Below are 12944 nucleotides of genomic sequence, written 5' to 3' on the forward strand. Positions count from 1 at the left end.
CACGGCGATGACGACAACGGTACAAAACTATCTCGATAAAGGTTTACGTGGCCTGTGGTATCCGGTTCTGGCGAGCTGGGAAGTGCAGTCCGCTCCGGTGGGCATTACCCGTCTCGGCGAACAAATTGTGGTGTGGCGTAACAAGGACGGAGAGCTGCAGGCGCTGGAAGACCGCTGCCCGCACCGTGGTGCTCGTCTGTCGATGGGCTGGAATCTCGGCGATCGTATCGCCTGCTGGTATCACGGCGTGGAAGTGGCAGGTAACGGCGAAGTGAAAGATGTTCCGGCGGTCGACAAATGTCCGCTGGTGGGCCAGCAGTGCGTGCGCAGCTACCACGTTCAGGAAGCGCATGGCGCGATATTCCTGTGGTTTGCGGCCACGGCCGACCAGCAGCCCGAACCGCTCACCTTCCCGGAAGAGCTGGCCGATAGCGACAAATACAGCAACTTCCTCTGCACCGCAGCGTGGAAATGCAACTATCAGTATGCGCTGGAAAATGTCATGGACCCGATGCACGGCACCTACCTGCACTCCTCTTCGCACTCAATGGCGGAAGGCGATCGCAAAGCCGACATGGTGCTGCAGCCAACGAAAACCGGCTTTATCTTTGAGAAAAAAGGCCAGAGCGGCGTCAACTTCGACTGGGTCGAGCTGGGCAACAGCGGCGCTTACTGGATGCGCCTGTCTATCCCGTACCAGAAGCGTTTTGGGCCGGGCGGCCACTTCTGGATCGTCGGCATGGTGGTGCCGGAAGATAACGACAACTGCCGGGTCTTCTTCTGGCGTATTCGCGGCGTGCAGGGCTGGCAGCGCGATCTGTGGCGCTTTATGTATCGCAACCGTCTGGAAAAACTGCACTGGGAAGTGCTGGAGCAGGATCGCGTGGTGCTCGAAAGCCTGGCGCCGAACGCCCGCGATCACGAATACCTGTATCAGCATGACGTCGGCCTTTCTCGTCTGCGCCGGATGATGCAAAAAGCGGCGAAAGAGCAGCTGGCAGCTCGGGAAGAGCAGCAGGGAGCGGCCTGATGAACGGGCTGTTAACCGGCAAACGTATGGTGATTACCGGCGCGGCACGCGGCCTGGGCTTTCATTTTGCCAAAGCCTGCGCGGAGCAGGGCGCTGACGTCGTGATGTGCGACATCCTGCAGGGCGAACTGGCGGAGAGCGCGCATCGTCTGCGCGAGCAGGGTTATCGCATTGAATCACAGACTATCGATCTGGCCGATGCCTCATCCATCGAGGAGGCGTTCCTCGCGATCGGCGAACGAGGAAAGATCGACGGCCTGGTCAATAACGCGGCGATGGCCACCGGCGTCGGCGGTAAAAATATGATCGATTACGATCCGGATCTGTGGGATCGGGTGATGTCGGTAAACGTCAAAGGCACCTGGCTGGTGACCCGGGCGGCGGTACCGCTGTTGCGTGAAGGGGCCGGGATCGTCAACGTCGCCTCCGATACCGCGCTGTGGGGCGCCCCCCGGCTGATGGCCTATGTCGCCAGCAAAGGGGCGGTGATCGCCATGACGCGCTCGATGGCCCGCGAACTGGGCGAAAAGCGTATTCGGATCAACGCGATCGCCCCCGGTCTGACCCGGGTTGAAGCGACGGAATATGTGCCTGCCGAGCGTCATCAGCTGTACGAAAACGGGCGCGCGTTAAGCGGCGCCCAGCAGCCGGAAGATGTCACCGGCAGCGTGGTGTGGCTGTTAAGCGACCTGTCGCGGTTTATTACCGGGCAGCTGATTCCGGTCAACGGCGGATTTGTTTTTAACTAAAGAGGCGAGGCGGTATGGCAAACGTTCAGGAAGTGAAATACCTGGTGCCGGGGCTGGAGCGGGGACTGCAGCTGCTGCTGGCATTTGGCGAGCAACATCGCGATCTGACCTTTGCCGAGCTGCATCGGCTGGTGGATATGCCGAAAGCAACCGCCTATCGCGTGGTGCAAACGCTGGAGTATATGGGGTTTCTGGAGCGCAACGCGCGTACCAATACCTTCTCGCTGGGGATGAATGTCCTGCGTCTGGGCTTTGAATATATTGCGTCGCTGGATGTGGCGCAGGTTGGCCAGCCGGTGATCGAGCAGCTGCGTGATACCAGTCAGTGCAGCAGTCATCTGGCGATCCGCGACGGTCGGGACATTATTTACATTGCCCGCGTCAGCGCCGCCGGTTCACGGATCAATCAGGTCAGTATCGGTACCCGCCTGCCGGTTCACTGCACCTCGCTGGGCCGCATGCTGCTGACCGATGTCTCGCGCGGCGAGTTTGAGCAGCTGTTTCCCGATGAACGGCTGCCGGGCAATACGCCGGGGCAACTTCACGATCGCGAAGCGCTATGGCAGATGGTGCAGCAGGATAAAGCGCGTGGCTATGTGATTGGCGAATCTTTCTACCGCCACGGCATCTCTTCCATCGTCTACCCGGTCTACGATCGCAGCGGTCGGGTAGCGGCGGTGGTCAGTATTCTGGTGCCGTCGGATGAGATCCCGCAAAGCGATCGGGAACGGCTGCAAAGCGACGTCAGCCTGGCGGCGGACAAAATTTCTGGCTTTTTAGGCTACCTGTCACAAGCCAGTTAAATCAATAACTTAACATCAGGCGCTTGCGTGCGTCGGGGATGTTTTACGCCCAAATCAGGGCGACAGAACGGTAAAGAGGCTACCAACGATGAGCGTAACCGGAATTGAAAAGCTGGAATTTGGCGTCGACGACCTGACTCATTGCGCCAGGTTTATGCGTGATTTTGGCCTGGCGGGCGACGCCAGCGGCCAGCGTTTTACCACCTTAAGCGGCGCGCGGGTGGAGCTGAACCCGATCCATAGCCCGGATCTGCCGCCGGCCTTTGAAGCGGGTAACACCCTACGCCGTATGACCTGGGGCGTGGCGGATCGGGCGGCGCTGGATGCTCTGCGGCCCAAATTGTCCCGCCAGCCCGCCTTTCGTGAGATTGACGGTGCCCTCGAGTGCCAGGATCCCAACGGCATGACGCTGCGGGTGCAGGTCACTCAACAAGTCGCGGTGACGCTGAACGTTGAGCCGATTAACCAGTGGGGCGATATGCGGCGGATTGATACGCCAAGCCCGGTGTATGACGGCGCGCAGCCGATCAACGTAGGCCACGTGGTGTTCTTCGTCGAAGAGCTGGCGGCGGTCGAGGCCTTCTATCGTGAGGTGCTCGGTTTCCAGGTTTCCGATCGCTACATCAATCGTGCGGTATTCCTGCGCTGCGGCGTACGCGGTGGCCACCACAACCTCTTTTTATTGCAGCTGCCCAACCGCAAGCGCGGCCTGAACCACGTGGCCTTTACCGTGCGCGATATCCATGAAGTGATTGGCGGCGGCATTGCGATGAATAAAAACGCGTGGAGCACCTTTATTGGTCCCGGCCGTCACCCGGTCTCTTCCGCCTATTTCTGGTACGTCAACAGCCCGACCGGCGGCGCTTTTGAGTACTACACCAACGATGATTTCCTGACGGAGAACTGGCGCCCGCGCGAGCTGGAACACTCGCTGGTCTCCTTTACCGAGTGGGCGGTGGAAGGGGGGATCGACCACGATACCCGCCGCCAGCAGAAAAAGCCGGAGGCGGTATGACGGCGCGAATAGTCATTATCGGCGGTGGCCAGGCGGGCGGCTGGGCGGCGAAAACCCTGCGTGACGAAGGCTACGACGGTGAGATTTGCGTGGTGGCGGAAGAAGAGTGGGATTTTTACGAGCGTCCGCCGCTGTCAAAAGCGACGCTGCTGGAGGCCGATGCGCCGCTGCCGCGTCTGTTCAGCGAAGAGGTGCAGCAGGCGTTAAACCTGCGCTGGTTCCGCCCGCTGCGCGCTGAGGCCATCGATCGCCAGAGCAAAAGCGTTCATCTGAGCAACGGCGAACAGCTCGGCTATGACCAGCTGCTGATCGCCACCGGCGGTCGTGCCCGCCTGCCCGGCGAAGCCTGGGCGAAACAGCCGCAGGTTTACACGCTGCGCCACTGGCAGGACGCGCAGCGCCTGAAGCAACGGCTGGCGACCACCGCGCGGCTGGCGATTGTCGGCGGCGGCTGGATTGGTCTTGAGATTGCCGCCTCGGCGCGAAAAAGCGGCGTCGCGGTCACCTTATTTGAACAGCAGCCGCTGCTGTGCATGCGTTCGGTAAGCGCGGAAGTGTCGCAGGAACTGGCACGGATCCATCGCGATCGGGGCGTCGATATTCGTCACGGCTGCGGTGCGCTGGAGCTGGAAGATGATGGCGGTCTGCCGGTTATTCACTGCGACGGTCAGCGGGAAACCTTTGATGCGGTGGTGGTAGGGATCGGCGTCGATCTCAACCTCGAACTGGCGCGGGACGCGGGACTGGTTGTCGATCGCGGGATCGTTGTCAACGCCCTGGGACAGACCAGCGACCCGGCGATCTTTGCGGCCGGAGATGTGGCGCAGCATCACCAGTATGGCCTGTGCATCCAGTCGTGGGCCTTTGCCCAGAACCAGGCGGTGGCGACGGCGAAAGCGATGCTGAACCCGCAGGCGGCCGGCTACGCCGACGCGCCATGGCTGTGGTCGGATCAATATGCCGACAATATTCAGATCCTCGGCATTCCGCAGCCAGGCAGTCGGACGGTGACGCGCCGGGATCCGCAGGGAGCGCTATTTTTCTCGATCGACGCTGACGGTCGCCTGACTCAGCTGGTGGCGTTTAACGACGCTCGCACCGTCAAGCTGGCGAAACGCTGGATGGCTGCGGGGAGAGATCTTTCCGCCGTACCGCTCGATGACCTGGCCTTTTCGCTGATGTCATTGCGATAAGACCCGCGCACCCTTAAGGGGGAGAGATGACCACATTAGAGACAAACACCGCGCCGCTTGAGGCAGGCGGTGAGGGCGTCCATACGCCTGAAAAGGCGGTCCGCTGGGCAATTCCGCTGTCGCTGCTGGCCTGCGTACTGCTGGCGTTCTTCGACAAAATCAGCATTGCCGCCTTGTTTTCCGATAGCCATTTCCAGCAGGCGATGGGGATGGATTTTGATACCACGCGGTTGGGCATTCTGATGAGTGCCTTCCTGCTGAGCTACGGTTTTTCCTCGGTGCTGCTCAGCGGATTGGGCGATCGCATCGCGCCGCTGCGCCTGCTCACCGGCATGATGATGGTGTGGTGCGTTTTAATGGTGATGATGGGCTTCACCCATAACTACACGGTGATGGTCACCTTGCGCATTCTGCTCGGCATCGCCGAAGGGCCGCTGTTTCCGCTGGCGTTCGCCATCGTCCGCCACACCTTCCCGCAGCGGCTTCAGGCGCGGGCCACCATGCTGTGGCTGCTCGGAACACCGGTCGGCGCAGCAATTGGTTTTCCGCTGTCGATTTGGCTGCTCAATACCTTTGGCTGGCAGAGCACCTTCTTTGTGATGGCGATGCTGACGGTGCCGGTGCTGATTTTCGTGCGCATCGGCCTGCGCGGGGTGCAGCTGGAGAGCAAAGCGTCCGGCGAAAAGGTATCCCAGGAGGCGCGCCGCGCCGCGCGGCGGGAGCTGTTCGTCAGCGCGCATTTCTGGATGATTTGCGTGTTTAACATCGCCTTTCTGGCCTATCTGTGGGGCATCAACGGCTGGCTGCCGGGCTATCTGATTAAAGGTAAAGGGATCCATCTGGAGCATGCCGGTTGGCTGTCGTCGATGCCGTTTATCGCCATGCTGCTGGGCGAAATAATTGGCGCCTGGCTCTCCGATCGTCTTGATAAACGCGCCGCCGCCTGCTTTGTCTCGCTGGCCGGGGCGGCGGTTGGCCTGGCGGCGGTGATGCACTTCGCCACCCCGCTGACGGTCATTGCGGCGATGAGTTTCAGCACCTTTATGTGGGGCACCGGCGCACCCAATATTTTCGCCCTGCTGGCCAAGGCGACCCATCCCCGGGTCAGCGCCACGGCGGGGGGCATTTTCAACGGGCTGGGGAACTTTGCAGGCGCCCTGTCGCCGGCGGTGATGGGGGCGCTGATCGCCTTCACCCACAGCATGGATTCCGGGCTGATTTTTCTGGCGGTGATGGCGGCAGTGGGCTGCGTCCTGTTACTGCCGCTGCTGAGACGTTACTGAGGAGAAAACGATGACTGATTCAACCGTGACTGCAAAACCGGGTATCAAACCTGAACATCTGACGATGGAAGAGTGGGTAGAGTCGCGTATCGCGCGCTTTGAGGGACGGAAATATGACTGGAACGCGCTGAAATTCCAGGCTGATTTCGACCCGAAATACCGTCGCGCCCAGATGCGCTATATCGGCACCGGCGCCACCGGCGTGGCGAGCGATACCAATACCGTGGCAGCGGAAAACTTCACCTTCTCCACCATGGTGCTGCCGGCGAAATGTGAGGGGCCGCTGCATCTGCATGATGATGTGGAGGAGGTGTTCTTCATGCTCAAAGGGCAGATAACGCTGATGATTCAGGATGGCGACAGCTATACCGAAACCGTGCTGCGCGAGCGCGATCTGATCTCCGTCCCGGCGGGCATCTACCGCGGGCTGTTTAACCACGGTGAGGAAGAGGCGCTGATGTGCGTGATGCTGGGCACCAGGAAGCCGAATATTCCGACCTATCCGGAAGATCACCCCCTGTCGAAAGTAAAACGTAATTAAGGAGGCGGTATGACGGGTTTTCGTGAACAAGGGCACGGCACGCCGCTGGTGCTGTTACATGGCATCAGCTCCGGCGCGGCTTCCTGGCATAAACAGATGGCGCTGTCCGGCTATCGTGTGCTGGCCTGGGATATGCCCGGTTATGGCGAAAGCCCGATGCTGCCGGTTGCGCAGGCGAATGCGGGTGATTATGCCGATGCGCTGGCGCGCATGCTGGACCACGCCGGCGTTGAGCAGGCGGTCGTGGTGGGGCATTCGCTCGGTGCGCTGGTGGCCAGCGCCTTTGCGGCGAAATATCCCCGCCGCGTGCGCTATCTGGTGTTAGCCGATGCCGCACAGGGGTACGGCCAGGCGGAGGCGGAACAGCGGGAAAAAGTCTGGCGCAGTCGCCAGCAGCAAATGGCGTCAGGAGCAGAGCGGCTGGCGCAAACCCGGGCGGCGAAGCTGCTGCATCCCTGTGCGGCGGAGGCCGATATCGCCACCGTTGCCGCCGGAATGCGCAAGCTGCGTCGTGAGGGCTATCTGGCCGCGGCGTGGATGCTGGCGCACGACGATATTCACCGCTGGCTTGGCGATTATCACGGCCGGTTTGAGGTGTGGTGCGGTGAGCAGGACGCTATCACTCAACCAGAGCTGGTGCGTGGTCTGGCGCTACGCTACGGCATGCCGTACACCGCGATTCCGCACGCGGGTCACGCCAGCTATCTCGATAATGAAACCTTTTTTAATCAACAGCTTTTACGGGTAGGGGAAGAGGTGCGCGATGAATGCACAAATTGAAGGCCGTGTAGCGGTAGTCACCGGAGGATCGTCAGGGATCGGCTTTGAAACGCTGCGTCTGCTGCTGGGCGAAGGGGCGAAAGTCGCTTTCTGCGGCCGCAATCCCGACCGGCTCGCCAGCGCGCATGCCGCGTTGCAGAACGAGTATCCCGGAGCGGAGGTTTTCTCTTACCGCTGCGACGTCCTGAAAGAAGACGAGGTGCAGGCCTTTGCCGATGCGGTGGCGGCGCGTTTTGGCGGCGCGGACATGTTGATCAACAACGCCGGGCAGGGCTACGTGGCGCACTTTGCCGATACCCCGCGCGAGGCGTGGTTGCATGAGGCTGAGCTGAAGTTGTTTGGCGTGATCAACCCGGTGAAGGCCTTTCAGCCGCAGCTGGAGCGGTCGGATATCGCCTCGATTACCTGCGTCAATTCACTGCTGGCGCTACAGCCGGAAGAGCACATGATTGCCACCTCCGCCGCCCGCGCGGCGTTGCTCAACATGACGCTGACGCTGTCAAAAGATTTGGTAGCAAAAGGCATTCGCGTCAACTCGATTTTGCTGGGAATGGTGGAGTCGGGGCAGTGGCAGCGGCGCTTTGAAAATCGTGCCGATAAGCAGCAGAGCTGGCCCGAGTGGACGGCGGATATCGCCCGTAAACGTGGGATCCCGATGGCGCGTCTCGGCAAGCCGCAGGAGCCTGCGCAGGCGCTGCTGTTTTTGGCCTCGCCGCTGGCATCGTTTACCACCGGCGCCGCGCTGGATGTCTCCGGCGGTTTTTGCCGTCACCTTTAAGGAGCCATCATGAAAAAAATTATGCTTATCGGCTATGGCGCCATGGCGCAAGCGGTAATTGAACGGCTGCCCCCGCAGGTCACGTTAGGCTGGATTGTCGCCCGGGAAGCCCATCAGGCGACGATTCGCGCCCGCTTTGGCGATGCGGTGACGGTGCTTGACGATCCGCAATCCTGTACGGAAACCCCGGATCTGGTGCTGGAGTGCGCCAGCCAACAGGCGGTTGCGCAGTATGGCGAAGCCATTCTCGCCCGCGGCTGGCATCTGGCGGTGATCTCTACCGGCGCGCTGGCCGATAGCGCGCTCGAACAGCGTTTATATCAGGCGGGCGGCAGGCTGACGCTGCTCTCCGGCGCGGTGGCCGGCATTGACGGACTGGCGGCGGCAAAAGAGGGCGGTCTTGAGCGCGTGACCTATCAGTCGCGCAAAAGCCCGGCCAGCTGGCGTGGAAGCTACGCGGAAATGCTCATCGACCTCAATGCGGTCAGCGAGGCGAAAATCTTTTTTGAAGGCAGCGCTCGCGAAGCGGCACGCCTGTTTCCGGCGAATGCCAACGTGGCGGCAACCGTGGCGTTGGGCGGTATCGGAATGGACGACACGCGGGTGCAGCTGATGGTCGATCCGGCCACGCGGCGCAATACCCACACGTTACATGTTGAAGGCGCGTTCGGTGAGTTTCGCCTCGAGCTGAGCGGCCTGCCGCTGGCCGACAATCCTAAAACATCTACCCTGGCGGCACTGAGCGCGGTACGCGCCTGCCGTGAACTGGCGCAACGCTAAGAGGCGGCAATGGACGAATTAACGATCTTTATCGGCGGTCACTGGCGCCACGGCGGCGGCAATCTGATGCACAGCTACTTTCCGGCGGACGGCACGGTGAATGCGACGCTGCGGGCGGCCAGTCTCGACGATCTGCAGGAAGCGATAACCTGCGCCGAGCGTGCCTGGCGGGAACCAACGTGGCGCAACATGCTGCCGCATCTGCGGGCAAAGATCCTGCATAAGGTGGCGGATCTGATTGAATCTCGTCTGGATGAACTGGCGCGAATGCAAAGTCGGGACAACGGCAAGCCGCTGGCGGAAGCGCGGGGGCTGGTGATGAGTGCGGCGGCAAGCGCCCGCTATTTCGCCGCCGCCTGCGAGCTGCTGGAAGGGGAGCTGCCGACTCCGCGTCAGGCAGACCTGTTGACCCTGAGCCGCTACGAACCGCTGGGCGTGGTGGCGGCGATCACCCCGTGGAACTCGCCGATCGCCAGCGAAATGCAAAAAGTGGCGCCGGCGATCGCCGCGGGTAATGCGGTGATCCTCAAACCCGCGGAAGCGACGCCGCTGATGGCGCTGGAACTGGCGCGGATCTTCGAGCAAGCCGGTTTACCTGCGGGGCTGCTGAGCGTGCTGCCGGGGAAAGGATCGGTGATTGGCGACGCCCTGGCGCGTCATCCGCTGGTGCGCAAAATTTCGTTTACCGGCGGCACCCGCACCGGACGCCATCTGGCGCACGTGGCGGCAGAAAAACTGATCCCGGCATCGCTGGAGCTGGGCGGTAAATCGCCGACCATCGTGCTGGAGGATGCCGATATCGAACAGGCGGCGCGGGGGATCTGCTACGGCATTTTCAGCTCCGGCGGTCAGGCGTGCATCGCCGGTTCGCGGCTGTTTGTGCATGAAAAAGTTTACCCGCAGCTGATGGCGCGGCTGCTGGAGCTGACGCGCGGACTGCGGATTGGCCATCCGTTCAGCGACGATACCCACATCGGGCCGTTGATTAATGAACAGCACCGTGACGGCGTGCTCGCGTACGTCGAACTGGCGAAACGCGAAGGCGGGCGGGTGCTATGCGGAGGAGAGATTCCGGCCGATCCGGCGCTGGCGGCGGGGAGCTACTTCCAGCCGACGATCGTCGAAGGGCTGACGAATCAGGCGCGCGTCTGTCAGGAAGAGATCTTCGGCCCGGTACTGGTGGCGATGCCCTTTCGCGATGAAGCCCAGCTGATCCGCGAAGCCAATGACTCGGTCTATGGCCTGGCGGCGGGGATCTGGACGCGGGATAGCGGACGTGCCCTGCGCTTAAGCGAGCGTCTGGAAGCCGGGACGGTGTGGATCAACACCTACAAGGTTTTCTCCATTTCGACCCCGTTCGGGGGCTTTAAAGAGAGCGGTCTGGGCCGCGAAAAAGGTATTCAGGGGCTGAAAGCCTGGATGCAACAAAAGAGCATTTATCTGGCGACGGGTAATAGCGTGAATCACTGGTGCGATTGAGAGAAGGGTGAGCAATGAGCGAAATGATAACCGTCGGCGAAGCCATCGCCAGAACGCTGGAGCAGTACAACGTTGAGGCTATTTACGGCGTCATCTCTATTCATAACCTGCCGGTTGCCGATGCTATTGGCCAACGCGGCAACATCCGCTTTGTTCCGGCGCGAGGCGAAGCCGGTTCGGTGACCATGGCCGACGCCCACGGTCGCTTTTCCGGCCTCGGAGTCGCGCTAACCAGCACCGGTGCCGGGGCGGGGAACGCGGTCGGGGCGCTGGTGGAGGCGATGAATGCCGGTACGCCGCTGCTGCATCTGACCGGTCAGGTAGAGAAAACCTGGCTGGATGCGGATACCGGTTTTATTCACGAAACCCGCGATCAGCTGACCTTCCTGAAAGCCAGTTCGAAACGCGCGTATCGCATCAGTAACGCCAATCAGGCGATCGCCATTTTGCACAAGGCGATTCAGGAAGCGCGGACGCCGCCGTGCGGGCCGGTATCGGTGGAGATCCCGATTGATATTCAGGGGGCAAGCATTCCCCTGGCGCTGGTCACCGCCCCGCTGAACATCGCGCCGGCGGCGCCCGTCGCTCAGGCAACGGTGGATACCCTGTGGGCGCAGCTCAGGCAGGCGAAACAGCCGCTGCTGTGGCTGGGCGGCGGGGCTATCGGTAGCGCGGCGGCGGTGAAAAAACTGGCGGATGCGGGGATCACCGTGATCTCCAGTACCCACGGGCGCGGCGTGCTGCCGGACAGCCATCGCGCCAGCCTGCGCGCCTTCCATAATTCGCCTTCCGTTGAGGCGCTGATGGCGCAATGTGATTTCACCCTGGTCGCGGGCTCGCGTCTGCGCAGTAACGAAACGCGCTCCTGGACGCTTGAACTGCCTTCGCCACGCGTACAGATTGATATCGATCCGGCGGCGGCCAGCCGTAACTATCTGATGGACAACACGCTGATCGCCGATTGTTCGGCTTTACTGGCGGCGCTGGCGGCCAAAGCGCAGGGGCGTGAATGGGGCAATGGTCACTGGGACGCACAGGTCAAAGAGGCGGTGACGCTGGCGGAGCACGGGCTACGTGAACAGTGCGGCGCCTATGCCCAACTGAACGACGCTATCGAACAGGCGCTGCCTGATGACGGTATTCTGGTCCGCGATATCACCGTCTCCGGCAGCCTGTGGGGCAGTCGTCTGTTCCGTGCAAATGGCCCGCTGATGAACGTGCATTCGCTGGCGGGGGCCATTGGTATGGGGCTGCCGATGGCGATCGGCACGGCGATCGCCAACCCGCAGCGCAAGATAGTCGGCCTGGTCGGCGATGGCGGTCTGAGCCTGAACCTCGGAGAGCTGGCGACGCTGGCGCAGGAAAAGGCCAACGTGACGCTGCTGATCATGAACGATGGCGGCTATGGCGTGATGCGCGGTATTCAGGATAAGTATTTCGGCGGTCGCCAGTATTACAACGAGCTGCACACGCCGGATTTCACGCTGCTGGCGCAGGCTATCGGTCTACAGGCGTGGAGCGTTGAGCGAGCGGAAGATTTCACCGCGGTGATGACCGAAGCGCTGGCGACGCCGGGGCCGTCGGTGGTAGAGGTCAGGATGGGGCAGATTGGCGCGCTGCGTTTTGCCGGGCCGCCGCAGAAGACGCTGTACTAAGCTCTTTTCCCCTCTCTGCGGCGCAGAGAGGGGACGGAGAGATTATTTAATGCCGTCTGCCTTCATACGATCGCGGATATGCTGAGCACGTTCTTCGGAGGCCGGGTGATCGTCAAACATTGAGCTTTGACGCCCGGCTTCCAGCTTAGCCAGCTTCTCGAAGCTGGTGGCCAGCCCTCCTGGATTAATCCCGCGCTTACGCAGCAGATCGTAGGAGTAGTCGTCCGCTTCGGACTCCTGGCGCTGGGAGAACTGCGAGTTCACCAGCTTTTCGCCCAGATCGCCAAGCTGAGATTGCGACAGGCTGCCGACGATACCGCCCGCCGAGGCAGCGGCGGCGCGAACGGCGTTGGTGCCGAGCGCGACCTGCATCCCTTTCTTGACGTGGCCGAGGGCGACGTGGCCCATCTCATGGCCGATGACCGCTTCAACTTCGTTATCGTTCATGATGTCCATCAGGCCGCTATAGACGCGGATGCAGCCATTCGCCATCGCGAACGCGTTGACGTCCTTGGTTTCATACACTTTGTAATTCACCGGCTGGCCGTTGATATTGTCGCCCAGCGCGGCGGCGATTTTGCTCAGGCGCTTGCTGTATTCGCTGCTGGCCGGCGAGAGGGTGGCTTTGCTATCCATCTCTTTGCAAGCCTGGTCACTTAAGCTTTTAACCTGAGCGTCGCTCAGGGAATAGGCCTGAAAAGCTTCGGCGCCCGAACTGAGAAGGGCGTTGGAGTCCATGTTCTGACATCCGGTGAGGGTTGCTGCGATCCCAAGGGCAAGAATAGTTGAGCGAATTTTCATTTTTATCTTCCACACTCGTTCGATGATCTGACTGAAAAAGGCAACAATAAGGCTGTC

13 protein-coding genes are annotated in these 12944 nt (G+C 61.3%); 12 read left to right on the forward strand and 1 reads right to left on the reverse strand.

All coding sequences use genetic code 11. The annotated features are described in order from the left end of the window. Positions 1-7 precede the first annotated feature (7 nt). The 12 genes from AC007G_RS06025 to AC007G_RS06080 all read left to right on the forward strand — a co-directional run bounded on the left by AC007G_RS06025 (position 8) and on the right by AC007G_RS06080 (position 12086). Positions 8-1030, forward strand: coding sequence for an aromatic ring-hydroxylating oxygenase subunit alpha (locus tag AC007G_RS06025; protein WP_032697622.1), 1023 nt, complete (start codon positions 8-10; stop codon positions 1028-1030). After that, complete coding sequence (locus AC007G_RS06030) at positions 1030-1779, forward strand: SDR family oxidoreductase (protein ID WP_032690779.1); 750 nt, start codon at positions 1030-1032, stop codon at positions 1777-1779. The genes AC007G_RS06025 and AC007G_RS06030 overlap by 1 nt, the downstream gene beginning before the upstream one ends. 14 nt (positions 1780-1793) lie before the next feature. Beyond that, positions 1794-2582 carry an IclR family transcriptional regulator gene (locus AC007G_RS06035; protein ID WP_004867460.1) on the forward strand — a complete coding sequence of 263 codons (789 nt, stop codon included), beginning with the start codon at positions 1794-1796 and terminating at the stop codon, positions 2580-2582. Between the two features lie 88 nt (positions 2583-2670). Then, complete coding sequence (locus AC007G_RS06040) at positions 2671-3597, forward strand: VOC family protein (protein ID WP_032697624.1); 927 nt, start codon at positions 2671-2673, stop codon at positions 3595-3597. Beyond that, a complete protein-coding gene (locus AC007G_RS06045; protein WP_142629884.1) occupies positions 3594-4790 on the forward strand; it encodes an NAD(P)/FAD-dependent oxidoreductase in 1197 nt (398 codons plus the stop codon). The genes AC007G_RS06040 and AC007G_RS06045 overlap by 4 nt, the downstream gene beginning before the upstream one ends. A gap of 26 nt (positions 4791-4816) precedes the next feature. Continuing rightward, positions 4817-6073, forward strand: coding sequence for an MFS transporter (locus AC007G_RS06050; protein WP_032690782.1), 1257 nt, complete (start codon positions 4817-4819; stop codon positions 6071-6073). Positions 6074-6083: 10 nt separating this feature from the next. Next, a complete protein-coding gene (locus AC007G_RS06055; RefSeq protein ID WP_032690783.1) occupies positions 6084-6614 on the forward strand; it encodes a cupin domain-containing protein in 531 nt (176 codons plus the stop codon). Between the two features lie 9 nt (positions 6615-6623). Then, positions 6624-7394 (forward strand): alpha/beta fold hydrolase, encoded by a 771-nt coding sequence (locus tag AC007G_RS06060; protein ID WP_032690784.1) that lies wholly within the window; start codon positions 6624-6626, stop codon positions 7392-7394. Beyond that, positions 7378-8172, forward strand: a complete 795-nt coding sequence (locus AC007G_RS06065) for an SDR family oxidoreductase (RefSeq protein WP_064385116.1) — start codon at positions 7378-7380, stop codon at positions 8170-8172. Before AC007G_RS06060 ends, AC007G_RS06065 begins: the two co-directional genes overlap by 17 nt. Positions 8173-8181: 9 nt before the next feature. Continuing rightward, complete coding sequence (locus AC007G_RS06070) at positions 8182-8952, forward strand: aspartate dehydrogenase (RefSeq protein ID WP_047663466.1); 771 nt, start codon at positions 8182-8184, stop codon at positions 8950-8952. A 9-nt stretch (positions 8953-8961) separates the two neighbouring features. Then, positions 8962-10431: an aldehyde dehydrogenase gene (locus AC007G_RS06075; protein WP_032698804.1), complete on the forward strand. Its 1470-nt coding sequence runs from the start codon at positions 8962-8964 to the stop codon at positions 10429-10431. 14 nt (positions 10432-10445) lie between these two features. Next, the gene (locus tag AC007G_RS06080; protein WP_112150262.1) at positions 10446-12086 is read left to right on the forward strand and encodes a thiamine pyrophosphate-binding protein; all 1641 of its coding nucleotides are present in this window, start codon (positions 10446-10448) and stop codon (positions 12084-12086) included. A 42-nt stretch (positions 12087-12128) separates the two neighbouring features. On the opposite strand, the gene loiP is transcribed toward AC007G_RS06080, so the two are convergent. Continuing rightward, entirely contained in the window at positions 12129-12887 is a 759-nt protein-coding gene (gene loiP, locus AC007G_RS06085) for a metalloprotease LoiP (RefSeq protein WP_032690789.1), read from the reverse strand. Between the last annotated feature and the right edge of the window lie 57 nt (positions 12888-12944).

The organism is Klebsiella sp. CSG-1, from assembly GCF_056521145.1.